The sequence below is a fragment of the Corynebacterium sp. genome, from assembly GCF_022712275.1.
In the GTDB taxonomy this organism is placed as follows: Bacteria; Actinomycetota; Actinomycetes; order Mycobacteriales; family Mycobacteriaceae; genus Corynebacterium.
The window spans coordinates 104,579-122,024 of the sequence record NZ_JALAGU010000053.1 but is presented as its reverse complement, the minus strand read 5'-3'; the positions used below and the strand labels follow the sequence as shown (position 1 = coordinate 122,024).

The 17,446-nt window shown below is 67.0% G+C and carries 14 protein-coding genes and 1 pseudogene; 11 read left to right on the top strand and 4 right to left on the bottom strand.

Annotated features, from left to right (window positions below; genetic code table 11):
• Window positions 1-38 precede the first annotated feature (38 nt).
• The 6 genes from panC to Q0A27_RS13610 all read left to right on the top strand — a co-directional run bounded on the left by panC (window position 39) and on the right by Q0A27_RS13610 (window position 4,319).
• A complete protein-coding gene (gene panC, locus Q0A27_RS13635) occupies window positions 39-956 on the top strand; it encodes a pantoate--beta-alanine ligase (protein ID WP_291476245.1) in 918 nt (305 codons plus the stop codon).
• A 10-nt stretch (window positions 957-966) separates the two neighbouring features.
• Entirely contained in the window at window positions 967-1,380 is a 414-nt protein-coding gene (panD, locus tag Q0A27_RS13630; RefSeq protein ID WP_014009032.1) for an aspartate 1-decarboxylase, read from the top strand.
• Between the two features lie 44 nt (window positions 1,381-1,424).
• Window positions 1,425-1,721 carry a DUF503 domain-containing protein gene (locus Q0A27_RS13625; protein WP_291476244.1) on the top strand — a complete coding sequence of 99 codons (297 nt, stop codon included), beginning with the start codon at window positions 1,425-1,427 and terminating at the stop codon, window positions 1,719-1,721.
• A 278-nt stretch (window positions 1,722-1,999) separates the two neighbouring features.
• Window positions 2,000-2,479, top strand: coding sequence for an Rrf2 family transcriptional regulator (locus Q0A27_RS13620; RefSeq protein WP_291476243.1), 480 nt, complete (start codon window positions 2,000-2,002; stop codon window positions 2,477-2,479).
• A 54-nt stretch (window positions 2,480-2,533) separates the two neighbouring features.
• Window positions 2,534-3,742, top strand: a complete 1,209-nt coding sequence (locus Q0A27_RS13615) for a globin domain-containing protein (protein ID WP_291476242.1) — start codon at window positions 2,534-2,536, stop codon at window positions 3,740-3,742.
• Between the two features lie 13 nt (window positions 3,743-3,755).
• Window positions 3,756-4,319, top strand: a complete 564-nt coding sequence (locus tag Q0A27_RS13610; protein ID WP_291476241.1) for a GNAT family protein — start codon at window positions 3,756-3,758, stop codon at window positions 4,317-4,319.
• Window positions 4,320-4,323: 4 nt separating this feature from the next.
• Here Q0A27_RS13610 and Q0A27_RS13605 read toward each other — a convergent pair whose 3' ends face one another.
• A complete protein-coding gene (locus tag Q0A27_RS13605; protein WP_291476240.1) occupies window positions 4,324-4,902 on the bottom strand; it encodes a hypothetical protein in 579 nt (192 codons plus the stop codon).
• A 35-nt stretch (window positions 4,903-4,937) separates the two neighbouring features.
• Window positions 4,938-5,129, bottom strand: a pseudogene (locus Q0A27_RS15080) (MerR family transcriptional regulator); the annotation flags it as partial.
• A 559-nt stretch (window positions 5,130-5,688) separates the two neighbouring features.
• Here Q0A27_RS15080 and Q0A27_RS13600 point away from each other — a divergent pair.
• From Q0A27_RS13600 to Q0A27_RS13585, 4 genes are all read left to right on the top strand, one after another.
• Window positions 5,689-6,111: a hypothetical protein gene (locus tag Q0A27_RS13600; RefSeq protein WP_291476239.1), complete on the top strand. Its 423-nt coding sequence runs from the start codon at window positions 5,689-5,691 to the stop codon at window positions 6,109-6,111.
• A 388-nt stretch (window positions 6,112-6,499) separates the two neighbouring features.
• Window positions 6,500-8,122, top strand: coding sequence for a lysine--tRNA ligase (gene lysS, locus Q0A27_RS13595; protein ID WP_291476238.1), 1,623 nt, complete (start codon window positions 6,500-6,502; stop codon window positions 8,120-8,122).
• A 151-nt stretch (window positions 8,123-8,273) separates the two neighbouring features.
• A complete protein-coding gene (locus tag Q0A27_RS13590; protein ID WP_291476237.1) occupies window positions 8,274-9,692 on the top strand; it encodes an acyl-CoA dehydrogenase family protein in 1,419 nt (472 codons plus the stop codon).
• Window positions 9,693-9,720: 28 nt separating this feature from the next.
• On the top strand, window positions 9,721-10,926 hold the full coding sequence (locus Q0A27_RS13585) for an acyl-CoA dehydrogenase family protein (RefSeq protein ID WP_291476236.1): 1,206 nt from the start codon (window positions 9,721-9,723) through the stop codon (window positions 10,924-10,926).
• A gap of 707 nt (window positions 10,927-11,633) precedes the next feature.
• On the opposite strand, the gene Q0A27_RS13580 is transcribed toward Q0A27_RS13585, so the two are convergent.
• Complete coding sequence (locus Q0A27_RS13580; RefSeq protein ID WP_291476235.1) at window positions 11,634-13,412, bottom strand: AMP-binding protein; 1,779 nt, start codon at window positions 13,410-13,412, stop codon at window positions 11,634-11,636.
• A gap of 345 nt (window positions 13,413-13,757) precedes the next feature.
• On the opposite strand from Q0A27_RS13580, the gene Q0A27_RS13575 reads away from it, so the two are divergent.
• Window positions 13,758-16,394, top strand: coding sequence for an ATP-dependent Clp protease ATP-binding subunit (locus Q0A27_RS13575; RefSeq protein ID WP_291476234.1), 2,637 nt, complete (start codon window positions 13,758-13,760; stop codon window positions 16,392-16,394).
• 46 nt (window positions 16,395-16,440) lie between these two features.
• Here the strand turns inward: Q0A27_RS13575 and Q0A27_RS13570 are convergent, their stop codons facing one another.
• Window positions 16,441-17,409 carry an A/G-specific adenine glycosylase gene (locus Q0A27_RS13570; protein ID WP_291476232.1) on the bottom strand — a complete coding sequence of 323 codons (969 nt, stop codon included), beginning with the start codon at window positions 17,407-17,409 and terminating at the stop codon, window positions 16,441-16,443.
• Window positions 17,410-17,446: the final 37 nt, after the last annotated feature.

Below are 17,446 nucleotides of genomic sequence, written 5' to 3'. Positions count from 1 at the left end.
TTACAGCATCACACTCTGATCGCGAAGGAGCGGCAACGGTGAGTTTCACCCCCGGACAGGCCACGGTCTACACCGGCATCGAGGAGATCGGGGAGCTGACCCGGGCGATCCGCAAGGTCGGGCGTCCGGTCGTGCTCGTGCCCACGATGGGTGCGCTGCACGAAGGCCACCTGTCACTGGTGCGCAACGCCCAGCGCATCCCCGGGGCCCTTGTCGTCGTGTCGGTCTTCGTCAACCCGCTGCAGTTCGGCGAGGGTGAGGACCTGGACGCCTACCCGCGTACCCTCGACGCCGACGTCGAGAAGCTGCGCGCGGTCGGGGTGGACGCCGTGTTCGCGCCCAGCGTCCGCGAGATGTACCCCAACGGACCGCGGACCACGGTGCATCCCGGCCCGGTCGGTGAGATCCTCGAGGGTCGCACCCGGCCGATCCACTTCGCCGGGATGCTCACCGTGGTGCAGAAACTCATGCACATCACGAGCTGCTCGGACGCCTTCTTCGGTGAGAAGGACTACCAGCAGCTGGTCCTCATCCAGCAGATGGTGACCGACCTCAACCTCGGTGTGCAGGTCCACGGGGTCCCGATCGTCCGCGAGGCCGACGGCCTGGCGAAGTCCTCGCGCAACATCTACCTCGCCGAGACCGAGCGTGAACTGGCGCTGACCCTGTCGGCGGCCCTGACCGCCGGCGCCCATGTCGCCGAGGACGGTGCGGAGGCTGTGCTGTCCACCGCCCGGGCGATCCTGGACTCCGTCCCGGAGATCGAGGTCGATTACCTGGAGCTGCGCGGCGCGGACCTCGGGGACGCCCCGGAGACCGGTGACGCCCGACTGCTGGTCGCGGCGAAGATCGGCGACACCCGCCTGATCGACAACGTCGGCGTGCCTGTGGGGATCGGGTTCCGGAACCTGGGCGACGATCCCGTTGCGGCCACGGACGCCGCAGCAGCGCAGTAAGGTTGTCCGCGTGTTGAGAACCATGATGAAGTCCAAGATCCACCGGGCGACGGTCACCCAGGCTGACCTGCACTACGTGGGTTCCTGCACGATCGACGCCGATCTCATGGAGTCCGCCGACATCCTCGAGGGTGAGCAGATCGACATCGTCGACGTCGACAACGGCGCCCGGCTGACCACCTACGCCATCACCGGTGAGCGGGGCTCGGGGATGATCTCGATCAACGGCGCCGCCGCCCATCTGGTGCACCCCGGCGAACTTGTGATCATCATCGGCTACGGCCAGTACACCGCCGAGGAGCTCAAGGACTACAACCCGCGGGTCGTCTTCGTCGACGGGGAGAACCGCCAGGTGTCGCTGGGGGACGATCCGGCGGACGTGCCGGTGGGATCCGGCCTGATGAACCCCCGGTTCCCGGCGTAGGTCCCTGTTCACCGGTCCCCGGGTGCGCTGGGCTTTCCGCCCATATGTGGACCGGAACCTGTGAACTCGATGTTCTCCTCGGGGATGTGCATTCCCTCAAACAGAAGCGCTCGGTGGTGCGCCCGCTCGTCGCGGAGATCCGCCGGAAGTCCGATGTCTCGGTGGCCGAGGTGGACCACCGTGATCTGCACCGTCGGACGATGATCGGGGTATCCGTGGTCAGTGGGGACCGGGAGCGCGTCGTCGAGGTACTGGACGCGGTGGAACGGCTCGTGGCGTCCCACCCGGAGGTGCAGCTGCTGTCGGGGCGTCCCCGCTACCTCTCCTCGGATGACCTGTAGGGGGCGGTGCCTTGTCCGGTCCCGCCCGACTAACCCGACCGGGGGTGGCAGGGAGAAGGGGCGGGGGAGCCCCGGAAAATGTGACGTAGATCAATCGGTGGCGTCCTGTCGGACTGCACGGCCGGACGGTCTGTCCTGACGCTGCACGCCACAGGGCAGATAGTCCGGAACAGGTCAGGTAAACGTACCCTGACCTGTGGTTTCGCGTGAGACCACCGTGAACTTATATGGGGTATCTGAGATGTCCCTTTTACGGCGACCGGCCTAGCGTGGAGTCCATGCACCTCACCAAGTTCGCTGACCTGGGACTCCGGTCCCTCATGATCCTCGGGGACACCGGCGCCGCCGGTGCCACCGACCCGGCTCAGCGACGCACCGTCGGAGAACTCGCGGTCCAGACCGCGGCCCCGGCGTCCCACGTCAAGAAGGTCGTCGCCCGGCTCACCGGGCTGGGCGTCCTGGCGTCCGTCCGCGGACGCAGCGGTGGGGTGTACCTCGCGGACGGCGCACGGGAGACAGACATCGGACTCCTGCTCCGCCAACTCGAAGGCAACCACGAGGTCGTCGACTGTGACGGGGACGCCCCGTGTCCGCTCGCCGCGCGGGACTGTTCCCTGCGGCACCTGCTGGCACAGGCGCAGGAGAACTTCTTCGCCACGTTCGACGGCATGACCCTCGGCGAGCTCATCGACCGGAGCGACCAGGCGTCATCCGGACCTGTATCCATCGGGCTGCCCGGGCTACCCGCCCTGCACTGAACTCGAGAACCCCTACTCCACTCCACAACCACACTTCCCATGGAGGTAACGACCATGTTCACCGCAACCGAACCCCTGCGCGAGGCCGCCCGCACCGCCCACCTCAGCCCGGCCCACGAGGTGACCGTCAAGGCCACCCTCCCGGTCATCGGGGAGAATATCGGGGAGATCGCGAAGACCTTCTATGCCGGCATGTTCGCCGAGAACCCGGACCTGCTCGCCAACACCTTCAACCGTGAAAACCAGAAGACCGGCGCCCAGCAGAAGGCCCTCGCCGCTTCCGTCGCCACCTTCGCCACCATGCTCGTCAACCCTGACGGCCCGGACGCGGTCGACATGCTCTCCCGCATCGCCCACAAGCACGTCTCGCTCGGCATCACCGAGGACCAGTACAAGATCGTCTACCACTACCTTTTCGCTGCGATCGGCAAGGTCCTCGGCGAGGCTGTGACCCCTGAGGTCGCCGAAGCCTGGACCGAGGTCTACTGGCTGATGGCCCGGGTCCTCATCGACGCGGAGAAGGATCTCTACGCCACCGCCGAGGTGACCCCCGGTGATGTCTTCCGGGATGCCGTTCTCGTGGCCCGACGTGACCTGTCCGACCGGGTCACCGAGTTCACCTTCGAGGTGCCGGACGCTCCGGGTGCCTTCACCGCCACGAAGGCCGGCCAGTACACCTCCCTCGGCGTGACCCTGGGCGACGGCGCCCGTCAGCTGCGTCAGTACTCCCTGGTCAACTGGGACGACAAGGGCTTCACCATCGCCGTGCAGCGCGACGGTGAGGTCTCCTCCACGCTGCTGGACACCACCGCCGTGGGTGACCGGGTGGAGGCCACCCTGCCCGCCGGTGACCTCGTGCTCGGTGACTCGGATACCACCCCGGTGGTGCTCGTCAGCTCCGGTATCGGCTCGACCCCGATGGTCGGTATGCTCTCCGCGCTCGTCGCCGGGGCGGGTGCCCGCGACATCACCGTCATCCACTCGGACGTCTCCGAGGAAGCCTACGCTCAGCGCGAGGTCACCAAGGGGCTGCTGGATGCGCTGGACTCCCAGGGCTCCACGGTCCGCCGCTACCGCAGCTACACCGGCGCCGGCGAGCGTGTCTCCCTGGCAGATCTGGACATCCCCGCCGGTGCCGACTGGTACCTGTGCGGCGGCAACGGCTTCCTGCAGGACATCCGCGCCCAGATCGCGGCGTCCTCGCTGGAACCGGTCGGTGTGCACTTCGAGCTGTTCTCCCCGAACGACTGGCTGCTGGGATAGTAACCTCGGGAGGATGACAGGTTTCGCGTGGCCGCTGCCGTCCTCCGATGTCGTCGGCGATCTGCCCGACGGGGGGACGCTCCGGCTGCGCGCGCCGATTGACGCCGACCTGGACGGTCTCGTGACCTCGTCACGGGACGCCGGGTCGATCGAGTTCACCCACCTTCCGGAGAACTACTCCCGGGAGGACGCCGCCCTGTTCCTCCGCTCCATGCTCTACAACCCGGAGGCGATGCTCTGGATCGTCGATGACCCGGACAATGCCCGGCACTTCGGCGGCACCCTGGAGGTCCGACTGGTCAACCGGGCCGGAGCGGTCGTCGAACTCGGGTACACGACTGCACCGCACCTGCGCGGCCGTGGACTGATGACCGCGGTGGTCGCGTTGATCAGCGAGTTCCTCTTCGACTACGGGGTACACCGGGTGCAGATCAAGGCGAATCCGGAGAACGTGGCGTCCTGCAGGGTGGCGTTGACCGCCGGCTTCCAGCGTGAGGGGACGCTGCGGGACGCCGAGTACCTGCGAGGTCAGTGGAACGACCTCGACATCTTCTCGCGTCTCGACGGGGACGACTGACCGGTCACCGGTCCAGCAGATAGCGGGCGGTGCCGGCGATGCTGCTGTCCGGATCTTCGGTGAAGCGGCCCGGCGCCGTGCCCGCGTCGGGAAGGTCGCCGAGCGACTGGACGATGCGGAGGCGTACCGGGGTGGGGGAGTCCTCCGCCGCAGTGAGCAGCGCAGAGCCGACCCTGCCCGTTGAGGCATACTCCGTGGCGATCACGCCGAGGACCTCGACGATACGACGCCGCGCCACCTGCGGTCCGTCGGCACGGTTGACGAGTGCGGGTACGGCGTCCTTCCCCACACGGGCCAGCGCCCAGCGCAGTGCGCCGGCAGCGTTCTCGTCCGGTTCCTCCAGGTAGGACGCCACCAGTGCGGCGACCGGTTGCTGGTCCGGGGACTGGGATGCGGTGGCCTGGAGAACAGCCGCCTGACGCTGCCGTGATGAGCCCTCACGGAGAGCAGTGAGCATCGCGGTGACGCGCAGGGCGTCCTCCCATGTCTCAGATCCGGTGTCACTGACCTCGGTGAGGTGGGTAAGCAGGTCCTGCTCAGTGCGGATCCGGTCGCGGGTCTCCTGCCGGAGCCGGTCGAGCACGGTGCGGCGTCCATCGTGGGGTCGTCGAGGGCGTCGCCGACCTCGGCGAGGGTGAGGCCGAGCGAGCGCAACGCCTCGATCCGGAACAGACGGCCGAGGTCGGCGGGGGAGTAGTCGCGGTAGTCTGTCGAGGTCCGGTGGGAGGGGCTGAGCAGACCGGCCCGGTCGTAGTGCCGCAGCATGCGCACGCTGACACCGGAGAGGTCAGAGACTTCGCCGATACGCATGGTGCCGAGGTTGGTGTGCCGCGAACTCGGCGGCGTCAAAACCCAGGTCCGGGTCGTCGAGCATGAGCAGGGTGGCGCGTGCATGGATGCCATCGTGGACCCCACCGTGGACACCACCGTGCTCCTCGGGTGCGGGCCGCGCGCTCTACCCGAGCTGCAGGAATGCCCGCGAGAGACTGCGACGCATCTCCCGGTCGCCGTGATCCATTTGGGAGGTCGTCCGGCTGTGGATCGGTGCCGGCAGCGAGTGTGGCGCGCAGGCGGGTGTCGGCGTCCTCGGCGGTGTAGGCCCTGGTCAGGCGGTTCATGGTCGTGGTCAAGACCGGGGTGCGTGGGTTCCGGTCTTTCTCCGCCATTGACTAGACAGCCTGGTCTAGGTGGTGCTAGTGTCGTCGACGTCAGATCAAGAAGCTCACTGAGCGGCGCGCCTGACCCGGGCCGGAAACCCGGGGCGCCGCCCGGCTCCGGACGGATTCAGTGACTGGCAACCGTGTCGCGTGCATCGGTGCCCCCGAGAGAGATCGGCCCCGCAGGGCAGAAGTCCTGTGAGGAAACCGCGATGCACAGGAATATCATGCGCACGACGCACTGCACCCTGCACACCCCCGGACACAGTGTCCACTACATCCAGGGCCGTCGGATCACCGACTTCGCCCGCCACTACCCCGAGCGCTGCCACACGGTGACGGTCACCGACCTCGGCGCCGGCTGGTTCGAGACGGAGATCGACGGGGAGAGCGGTACCGTTCGACTCGGCTGGAACCACGACCACGATCTTGTCACCGAGATCGCCCGTGACTCGGTGCTGGGGGAGGTCGTCCACGTCCCCGACTTCGGCGCCCTCGTCCGCTGGGTCGGACGCAACAGGGCCGTCGGCCCCGTCGAAGGCTCCGGCACGGTGCTTCTCCCCACCTGGGGTAAGGCGGGGTCCTGTGTGACCACCGACTCCTTCGTCTACCGGGAGGTGCGCGATGAGCAGTGATTCCGTGAACAGCTACATGCCGCCCTGCTCCTCAAGTGCTCCGGGCCACGACATCAACATGATGTGGGCCTGGAAGTCGGCTGCCGGTACATCCGGGAGCATCCGGAAGAGTGTGTTCCCGTCCGTGTCGAGGATGTCGGAGACGGCGGATTCGGCGAGGTTCTTTTCGACGGTACGGCGACAAGCACTCTGCAGGTCATCCGACCGGCCTGGGGCGGTGGAGCACCCTGCCCCCCCGAGGCCACGGCAATCCGGAGGTCCGGGCCCGGGACTACGGCCACGGACGGGCGGTCCCGCGCGGGTGACCGTAGTCAGCGGTCAGATACCCGTGCCGCCGACGGGTCATCGAGTGCCGTTCCGGCGCCCTACCTGCCATGCAGTAGGCTGGATGACCGTGACTGACCAGAAGCAGAATCCCCAGACCACAGACGCCACAGCCTCCGACGACCTCCCGGAGCAGCTGAAGATCCGCCGCGAGAAGCGGGAGCGCCTGCTGGCCGAGGGGAAGGACGCCTACCCGGTCGTCGTCGACCGCACCCGCACCCTCTCCGAGATCCTCGCGTCCTACGCGGTTCTCCCGAAGGACGAGGAGGAGGCCGTCGCTGTCGAGCGCGTCGAGGGCGTCACCTACCTCGCGCCGGGCGACGAGACCGATGACGTAGTCGGCGTCGCCGGCCGCGTCATCTTCGTGCGCAACACCGGCAAGCTCGCCTTCGCCCGCCTGCAGGAGGGCGACGGCACCCAGATGCAGGCCATGCTGTCCCTGGCCGAGGTGGGGGAGGACGCCCTGGCGTCCTGGAAGGCCGACGTCGACCTCGGTGACATCGTCTTCGTCCACGGACGCGTCGTCGCCTCGAAGCGTGGCGAGCTTTCCGTCATGGCGGACGCCTGGTCCATGGCCTCCAAGTCGCTGCGTCCGCTCCCGGTCGCGCACAAGGAGATGAGCGAGGATTCCCGGATCCGTCACCGCTACACCGACCTCATCATGCGCGAGCAGGCCCGGACCAACGCCCTGACCCGCATCAAGGTCATGCGTGCACTGCGCAATGCCCTGGAGCGCCGTGGTTTCCTCGAGGTCGAGACCCCGATGCTGCAGACCCTGCACGGCGGCGCCGCTGCCCGCCCCTTCGAGACGCACTCCAACGCACTCGACATCGACCTGTACCTGCGTATCGCCCCGGAGCTCTACCTCAAGCGCTGCGTCGTCGGCGGTATCGACAAGGTCTTCGAGGTCAACCGCAACTTCCGTAACGAGGGTGTGGACTCCTCCCACTCCCCGGAGTTCGCCATGTTGGAGACCTACCAGGCCTACGGCACCTACGACACCGGTGCGCAGCTGATCCACGACATCATCCAGGAGATCGCGGTCGAGGTCTTCGGTTCCACCACCGTCACGCTCGTCGACGGCACCGGATACGACTTCGGCGGCGAGTGGCGTGTCATGGAGATGTACCCCTCCCTCAACGAGGCGCTGGGCCGGAAGTTCCCGGAGCAGACCGCGGTCGCTGAAGTCACCATCGATTCCACCGTCGAGGAGCTCAAGGCACTGGCCGCGGACATCGGCCTGGATGTCCCGGTGAAGGGTGGCTGGGGACACGGCAAGCTCGTCGAGGAGATCTGGGAGTACCTGTGCGAGGACCAGCTTTACGGGCCCGTCTTCGTCCGCGACTTCCCGGTGGAGACCTCCCCGCTGACCCGTCAGCACCGTTCCAAGCCCGGTGTGGCCGAGAAGTGGGACCTCTACGTCCGTGGCTTCGAGCTGGCCACCGGCTACTCCGAGCTCGTCGACCCGGTCATCCAGCGTGAGCGCTTCGAGGACCAGGCCCGCCTGGCCGCCGACGGCGATGATGAGGCCATGGTGCTCGACGAGGACTTCCTCGCCGCGATGGAGCAGGGAATGCCGCCTACCTCCGGCAACGGCATGGGCATCGACCGACTTCTCATGGCCCTGACCGGCCTCGGAATCCGTGAGACCGTGCTCTTCCCGATGGTCAAGCCGGAACGTTCCTGACGAAATATTTTCCCCCGGGCGGGGGTACCTTTCGCGATGTGATCTCCGGCACTGCCGGAAGAAATGTGACGCGGGTCATGGCACATGGCTATGATGAAATCATCATTATTCATCCGTCACTGTCCCAGACAGCGAAAGGTAGCTGCCCGCCATGAGCGACCGAAGCAAGCGGAACGACTCCACGCCCGGCCTGAACACCATCAAGCGCGACGCCACCGGCGCCGTGATGCGGGTGCTGACCCGTTTCACCGGTTCCGACCTCGCGCAGAAGTACGGTCTCGGTGAAAAGGTCGACCGCGTGGCCTACGAGTCCACCAAGGGTGGAATGCGCACCCTCGGTGCCATCAACCGCCAGTTCAAGAAGTCCAAGGGCTCCGGCAAGCCGGTCCGCCTGGAGAACCAGCCCACCGACGCCGCTGAGGGGGACGCCGCCGCTGAGTCCTCCAAGCCGGCGAAGGTCCTTTTCGACCTCACTCCGTCCGAGGACCAGGAGATGCTCGTCGGCGCTGTCCGCGAGTTCGCCGAGGACCAGCTCCGCCCTGTCGCAGCCGACGCCAACGAGGCCGCCGTCACCTCCGCCGAGGTGCTCGCCGCCGCCGCCGAGCTCGGTATCTCCCTGATCAACCTCCCGGAGGAGTACGAGGGACTCGCCACCGAGTCCGCCGCCACCACCGGTGCCATGGTCGCCGAGGCCCTGGCCTTCGGTGACATGGGCCAGGCTGTCGCGATCCTCGCTCCGGCCGGTGTCGCGAACACCATCACCAACTACGGTGACGACGCCCAGCAGAAGACCTACCTCCCGGAGTTCTCCGGCGAGAACGTCCCGGTCTCCGCGGTCATCGTCAACGAGCAGCGTGCACTGTTCGACCCCTTCGTCCTGCAGACCACCGCCAAGCGCGAGGGCGACGACATCGTCATCAACGGTGTGAAGACCATGGTCCCCAACGCGGGTTCCGCCGAGCTCTTCGTCATCGCTGTCGACCTCGACGGTGTGAACACCTTCGCCATCGTCGAGTCCTCCACCGAGGGCGTCGTCGTCGAGGCTGACCCGTCCATGGGTCTGCGCGCCGCGTCCCTGGGCCGCGTCCTGCTGAAGGACGTCAAGGTCCCGGCCTCCAACCTCCTGGGTGGTGCCGACCTCGACGCCGACACCCGTGGCGAGAACTACACCGAGATCATCCGCCGCGCCCGCCTCGGCTGGGCTGCGCTGGCCACCGGCACCTCCGAGGCCGTTCTCGAGTACGTCAAGCCCTACGTCCTGGAGCGCACCGCCTTCGGCGAGCCGATCGCCAACCGCCAGGCCGTCGCCTTCATGGTCGCCAACATCCGCATCGAACTCGATGCCCTCCAGCTGATCACCTACCGTGGCGTCTCCCGCCTCGACCAGGGCCGCTCCTTCAACCGTGAGGCCGGGCTCGCCCGCCGCTTCGCCGCTGACAAGGGCATGCAGATCGGTTCCGACGGCGTCCAGCTGCTCGGCGGCCACGGCTTCACCAAGGAGCACCCGGTCGAGCGGTGGTACCGCGACCTGCGTGCCGTCGGTGTCGCCGAGGGCGTCGTCGTCCTCTAGTCCGCAACCACTCGAAGGAGCATAAGAAATGATCAACCTCGAACTCCCGAAGAAGCTGCGGGCGACTGCCAACCAGGCGCACCAGGCCGCAGCCCAGATCTTCCGCCCGATTTCCCGCAAGTACGATCTCGCCGAGCACGAGCGCCCCGTCGAGCTCGACACCATGGCATCCCTCGTCGAGGGCATGACTGACGGTGGCGGCGACATGGCCGGCGCCTCCGGTGGCCGCGGTGACAAGAAGAAGGACCAGGGTGTCCGCAACGGCGGCAACATGGCGTCCCTCGTCAACGTCATCGAGACCTGCTGGGGCGACGTGGGACTGACCCTGTCTCTCCCGTACCAGGGCCTCGGCAACGCCGCCGTCGCCGCCGTCGCCTCCGATGAGCAGCTCGAGCGCTTCGGCAAGGTCTGGGCCGCGATGGCCATCACCGAGCCGCAGTTCGGTTCCGACTCCGCCGCCGTAGCCACCACCGCCAAGGAGGACGGTGACGACTACATTCTCAACGGTGAGAAGATCTTCGTGACCGCCGGTGAGCGTTGCGACCACGTCGTCGTGTGGGCGTCCCTCGACAAGTCCGCCGGCCGCGCCGCCATCAAGTCCTTCCTTGTCCCGCGCGACACCCCGGGCTTCGACCTGGTCCGCCTGGAACACAAGCTGGGCATCCGTTCCTCGGACACCGCCCACTTCATCCTGGACAACGTCCGTGTGCCGAAGGCGAACCTCCTGGGCACCCCGGAGATCGACACCAAGAAGTCCTTCGCCGGTGCCATGGCGACCTTCGACAACACCCGTCCGCTGGTCGCCGGTATGGCCATCGGTGTCGCCCGCGCCTCCCTCGAGAAGCTGCGTGAGATCCTCACCGAGGCCGGCGTCGAGATCGACTACGACGCCCCGGCCTGGAACCAGACCGCCGCCGCCTCCGAGTACATCCGCCTCGAGGCTGACTGGGAAGCGGCCTACCTGCTCACCCTGAAGGCCGCCTGGATGGCAGACAACAAGCAGCCGAACAACAAGGAAGCTTCCGAGTGCAAGGCGAAGGCCGGTCGCATGGCGACCGAGCTGACCCTGCGCGCGGTCGAGCTCGCCGGTTCCTTCGGCTACTCCGAGCGCTCCCTGCTCGAGAAGTGGGCCCGTGACTCCAAGATCCTCGACATCTTCGAGGGTACCCAGCAGATCCAGCAGCTCGTCGTCGCCCGTCGCGAACTGAACCTGTCCTCCAGCCAGCTGAAGTAGCAGCAGGACGCAGGACGCACCACACGCAGCAGCGGCCCCCGGTCATCATGACCGGGGGCCGCTGCTGTGATGTATCAGCACACTGACGACGCTTCCCCGAGGCCCGGGGCGCCCCTGGTGTGTAACCCAACCCCGTAGTTCCGGTGTCGGAACGCGGTGGTTCGCCGGCAACCACACCCGGGTGGGGAGCCGTGTGGACCTGGGGGACGCGTTCCGTGGGCAGACGGGCTCGGGCGCGAGGGACTGTCGCCCCAGGCCTACGGGAGTGTCGCCCGGGCCTACGGGCGGTTACGGTGGCAGACCAGAATGTCGCGCGGACCGGGAGACCCCGACATTCTTGTCTGACATCCGGCGCTCTCGTCTGTCAGCAGAGACCACAGCCCACCGGTGACGATCCGTGCCGGGGAACCACGTTGCAGCACAACTGCGGCAGGCAGGAATCCAGGAATCTGTGGCACGGAAGTACGGATCTGTGCCTGACGCAGATCTGAAGCCCTGGGTGCGGCTGCGGAGAGACGCCTGCCCGGGAGAATCCTGCCGTCAGCCGTTTGCCCGGGTGCTGGTACGGGTGTGCGGGCCGGGAGAGTTGCGCATTGCGTCCCTGGAGGAGCCGGAGCAGCTGTCCGGTCTGAACAGAGAACACCCCGGTGGCCTGCTCGGAGCAGACCGCCGGGGCGCTGTGGTGATGAAGCGGGAGGGTTAACGCCTTAGGCGGCGTCCTCGTCCTCCATGCCGTTGTCGACCTTCGGCAGCTCACGCGGGACGATCTTGCCGACCGCGTTGCGGGGCAGGACATCCATGAACACGAAGTAGCGGGGGACGTTGTGGCGGGCCAGCCTGGCCTTCACCGCGAGCTTCGCCTTCTCGGCGAAGCCTTCCTCGGACTCGCCCTCGTTGAGGACGACGTAGCAGGCCAGGGCCTGGCCGAAGTCCGGATCGGAGACACCGTGGACGGCGACCTCGTAGACCTCCGGCATATCCGAGATGACGTCCTCGGCCTCCAGCGGGTAGACGTTCTCGCCACCGGAGACGATCATGTCGTCGCTGCGTCCGGCCAGGTAGAACAGGCCGTCCTTGAAGTAGCCGAGGTCGCCGGTGGAGACCAGACCGTGCAGGTTCTCCTTGTCTACGCCGGGGCGGGTGTAGCCGTCGAAGAGCAGGTCGTTGCCGACGAAGACACGTCCGATCTCGCCCTCGGGGAGGTCGTTGCCGTCATCGTCGACGACCTTGAGGATGGTGGCCATCGGGGCCTTTCCGGCGGTCGTCGGGTGCGCCTCCAGCTCGTGGGGCTGGGCGATGGACGCCCAGGACACCTCGGTGGAGCCGTAGAGGTTGTAGAGGACCTGGCCGAACTTCTCGTGGGTGTCGCGGATGACGCGGGCCGGCAGTGCCTCACCGCAGGCGACGATGTTGCGGACGCCGGGGGAGAAGTTCTCCGGCACAGCCTCGAGCAGGCGACGCAGCTGCGTCGGGACGATAGCGATGGTGTCCGGACGGTTGGCCTCGATGAGCTTCACGGCGTCCCGCGGGTTGAACTTGCGCTGCAGGATGAATGTGGCGCGCAGTGCCAGGCCCAGCTGGATCTGGCAGAAGCCCCAGAGGTGGAACATCGGCGCCGGCACGTAGTAGCCGCGGTGGTGCTTCAGCGGGATGCGGGACATGATCGAGGAAGCCGGCAGGTAGGTCTTCGGCTCCGGGCGGCGCGCACCCTTCGGGGTGCCGGTGGTGCCGGAGGTCAGGATGATGGTCCGGCCGCGACGTGGGTGGCCCGGGATCTTCTCGGTGCCGGGGGAGGTGCGCAGGACCTCGGTGAGCGTCGGCCACTGCGGATTGCGCACCGCGTGGTCCTCGGATTCGGTGGCCTCGGCGACGTTGGAGGCGTACTCGATGACGTCGTAGCCGAGGGTGGACTTGCGCTCCTTCTCCTCGTCGGTGAGGGGAGCCGCGGCGGTATCCTGGTTCTCTTCCCAGTTGATGATGACGGGGCACTCGTCGAAGCCCTTGGGCAGCAGCGGGATGAACTCCTCGTCGATGAAGAGCAGGTCGATCTTCTGCTCCTTCATCACCGCACGGGTCTGGGACGCGGAGGCGCCGGTGTTGAACAGCACGATGTCGGTGCCGAGTCGACCGTGGGCGCACAGCGTCATGAGGAAGCCGCGGTGGTTGCGGCTCAGCATGCCGATCTTGTCGCGCTCGCGGACGCCGGTGCGGTACAGGGCCTGGGCCAGCTTGTTCGTCTGGTCGTGGAGCTCGCTGTAGGTGATCGAGCCGGCGTCGTCGATGATGGCGGTGTGGTACGGATCCTGGGCGGCGCCGAGGGACAGGAGACCGGCAGGGGTGAAGGACCACTGGTAGATGGACTTCAGTGCCTTGCCCATCGCCAGCGGTCCCATCAGTCCGAGGACGCCGGACTTGAACAGGGGCAGGGTTCCTTCAGCGAGCTTCGGGAGTTCCTTGAGGGTGACGGCGGGATCGGATCCGCTCATGGTGGTCCTTCTCTCTGGTGTTGCGGGGTGTGCCCGGTGGTCAATGGTGACGGGCGGCTGCTGGGACGCCCTCGTGTAATGCAGGTTACAGATAAAAATGTCCGGATTCCCGGTATTACTTGTTTTTGTGGAAGTGAGGACCGGTCAGCCCTGTTCGCTGACGGCGTACAGCCTCCTCCGGGAGGGAAAAAAGTGGCATTGACCTGCCGATATGTGTAGCGCAGGGGGGTGGTCGGCTCCGGGAACACCCGGCAGGAGCCGGGCGTTGTCCATAGTGAGTCAACGGCGGGTCGTGAAGTCACTAAGGTGGTGCCCATATCCGACCCCGCGAGTAAGGGAGAGCTCATGTTCGAGAGGTTCACTGACCGGGCGCGGCGCGTCGTCGTGCTGGCGCAGGAGGAAGCCCGCGCGCTCAACCACAACTACATCGGCACCGAGCACATCCTGCTCGGCCTGATCCATGAGGGGGAGGGTGTCGCCGCCAAGGCCCTGGAATCCATGGGGATTTCCCTGGAGGCTGTCCGTACCGAGGTTGAGGACATCATCGGTACCGGTGGCCACCCGCCGAGCGGCTACATCCCCTTCACCCCGCGCGCCAAGAAGGTGCTGGAACTCGCCCTGCGCGAGGCCCTGCAGCTCGGCCACAAGTACATCGGTACCGAGCACATCCTGCTCGGTCTGATCCGTGAAGGCGAGGGTGTCGCCGCCCAGGTCCTGGTCAAGCTCGGTGCTGACCTGTCCCGCGTCCGCCAGCAGGTCATCCAGCTGCTGTCCGGCTACGAGGGTGGCGAGCCCGAGAGCGAGCAGGCGTCCGATGAGCCGGCCGGTGCCGGCGTCGGTCCCGGCGACGGTGCTCCTTCCGCCCCGACCGGCAAGCCCGGTCAGAAGTCGAATTCCCTGGTCCTCGACCAGTTCGGCCGCAACCTGACCCAGGCTGCCAAGGACGGCAAGCTGGATCCGGTGGTCGGTCGCGGCAAGGAGATCGAGCGCATCATGCAGGTGCTCTCGCGCCGCACCAAGAACAACCCCGTGCTCATCGGTGAGCCCGGCGTCGGTAAGACCGCGGTCGTCGAAGGCCTGGCCCTCGACATCGTCAACGGCAAGGTCCCGGAAACCCTGAAGGACAAGCAGCTCTACTCGCTGGACCTGGGCTCCCTCGTCGCCGGTTCCCGCTACCGCGGTGACTTCGAAGAGCGTCTGAAGAAGGTTCTCAAGGAGATCAACCAGCGCGGCGACATCATCCTGTTCATCGACGAGATCCACACCCTCGTCGGTGCGGGTGCCGCCGAGGGCGCGATCGACGCCGCCAGCATCCTCAAGCCGAAGCTGGCACGTGGCGAGCTGCAGACCATCGGTGCGACCACGCTCGACGAGTACCGCAAGCACATCGAGAAGGACGCCGCCCTCGAGCGTCGTTTCCAGCCCGTCCAGGTGCCGGAGCCGAGCGTCGAGATGACCGTCGAGATCCTCAAGGGTCTGCGCGACCGCTACGAGGCACACCACCGCGTGTCCATCACCGACGGTGCCCTCGCCGCTGCCGCACGTCTGTCCGACCGGTACATCAACGACCGTTTCCTGCCGGACAAGGCCGTCGACCTCATCGACGAGGCCGGTGCCCGCATGCGCATCAAGCGGATGACCGCGCCGAAGGCCATCCAGGACGTCGACGACAAGATCGCCGAGGTCCGCCGGGCCAAGGAAGCCGCGATCGACGACCAGGACTTCGAGAAGGCCGCGTCCCTCCGCGACGACGAGCGTCAGCTCTCCGAGGAGCGCGCCGACAAGGAGAAGCAGTGGCGCGCCGGTGAGCTCGACGACGTCGCCGAGATCGGTGAGCAGGAGATCGCCGAGGTCCTCGGTGCCTGGACCGGTATCCCCGTCGTGCAGCTCACCGAGGAGGAGACCACCCGTCTGCTCCACATGGAGGACGAGCTGCACAAGCGGATCATCGGCCAGGAGGACGCTGTCAAGGCGGTCTCCCGCGCGATCCGTCGTACCCGTGCCGGCCTGAAGGACCCGAAGCGTCCCTCCGGTTCCTTCATCTTCGCCGGCCCGTCCGGTGTCGGTAAGACGGAGCTGTCCAAGGCGCTCGCGGAGTTCCTCTTCGGCGACGAGGACTCGCTCATCTCCATCGACATGGGTGAGTTCCACGACAAGTTCACGGCGTCCCGCCTCTTCGGTGCTCCCCCCGGATACGTCGGCTATGACGAGGGTGGCCAGCTCACCGAGAAGGTGCGCCGCAAGCCGTTCTCCGTGGTCCTGTTCGACGAGATCGAGAAGGCGCACTCCGAGATCTACAACACCCTGCTGCAGGTACTCGAGGAAGGCCGTCTCACCGACGGTCAGGGTCGGGTCGTGGACTTCAAGAACACGGTCCTCATCTTCACCTCGAACCTCGGTACCAGGGACATCTCGAAGGCCGTCGGCATGGGCTTCTCCTCGACCGGTGAGACGGACGAGAAGGGTCAGTACGACCGGATGAAGTCGAAGGTCAACGACGAGCTGAAGAAGCACTTCCGCCCGGAGTTCCTCAACCGTATCGACGACATCGTGGTCTTCCACCAGCTCACCCAGAAGCAGATCGTCGAGATGGTCGACCTGCTGCTCGGCCGGCTGCGCAAGGCCCTGTCCGACAAGGACATGGACCTGGAGGTCTCCGACAAGGCGAAGGACCTGCTGGCGAAGCGCGGCTTCGACCCGGTGCTCGGTGCCCGTCCGCTGCGTCGTACGATCCAGCGCGAGATCGAGGACCACCTGTCAGAGGAGATCCTCTTCGGCAACGTGGCCTCCGGTGAGATCGTCACGGTCGACGTGGAGAACTGGGACGGCGGAACCCGCACCGAGGGTGCATCCTTCGTCTTCGGCTCCAAGCCGAAGCCTGCCCCGGTGGTCATCCCCGAGGTCGAGGACGACACCGAAGGCGGTTCCGAGACCGCCGACGCCACGGCAGATGCCGGTGCAGATGTCGGTGACGTCCAGTAGCGTCACCCCGGGGCCGTCATCCTGACGGCACCACCGGCGACGGGGGCTACCGCGGTAAGCGGTAGCCCCCGTCGTGCTGTTCAACCAGGCCGTCGGCCAGGAGGGACGCCAGGGCACGGTCGCGCTGGGCGGCGTCCGGGCCCGCGTCCGGGAAGCTCTCCGCAGCGCCCTGCTCGCGGAGCACCGCCATGATCCGGCCACGGACCTGACGGTCGGTACCCTCGAACTTCTGTACCCTGCGCTTCGCCTCCGCCTTCGCGGCATCAGAGGGCTCAGGGCGTCCCAGCGCCAGCCACCGGCAGCGGGACGAGACCGGACAGTCGTCGCAACGCGGGGACCGCGCCGTGCAGACCACCGCGCCGAGTTCCATGAGAGAAGAACACATCCCCAACGCCTCGTCGCGACGTGACCGGTCGTGCAGGGGACTGGAGTAACCCCGTTTGGTCAGGTCAGGATCATCGTCGACCCAGGGCATCAGGTCGGCGACGTCGGCAAGATCGCGGGCCTTCGCCGGTCCCTGCAGGTACTCACCCTGGACGATACGACGCTGGACGCGGCGGACGTTCGTGTCCACCACCGGGACCACCGTGCCGAAAGCGAAGGCGGCGACGGCCCGGGCGGTGTATCCGCCGATACCGGGCAGGGCCAGCAGTTCAGAGACATCCGAGGGGACCTCGCCGTCGTGACGTTCCACGATCGCCCGGGCACAGTCGCGCAACCGCAGGGCCCTGCGTGGGTAGCCGAGGTTCGCCCAGGCGCGCAGCACCTCGTCGACCGGGGCGTCCGCGAGATCTGCGGGAGTGGGCCAGCGTTCCATCCACTGCCGCCACAGTGGTTCCACCCGGGCGACGGGGGTCTGCTGAGACATGATCTCACTGAGCAGGATCGCCCACGGGGTGGTGCCGGGCTCGCGCCAGGGCAACGGACGTGCCGTGCGGTGGAACCAGCCGTTGAGGAGCGACCCGAGGCTGGTGTGCCCGGTGTGCTCGCGGTTGACGGATACAGGTGCAGTCATGATCGTTCTACTGTGCCGCACCACGGGTGTGCGGGCC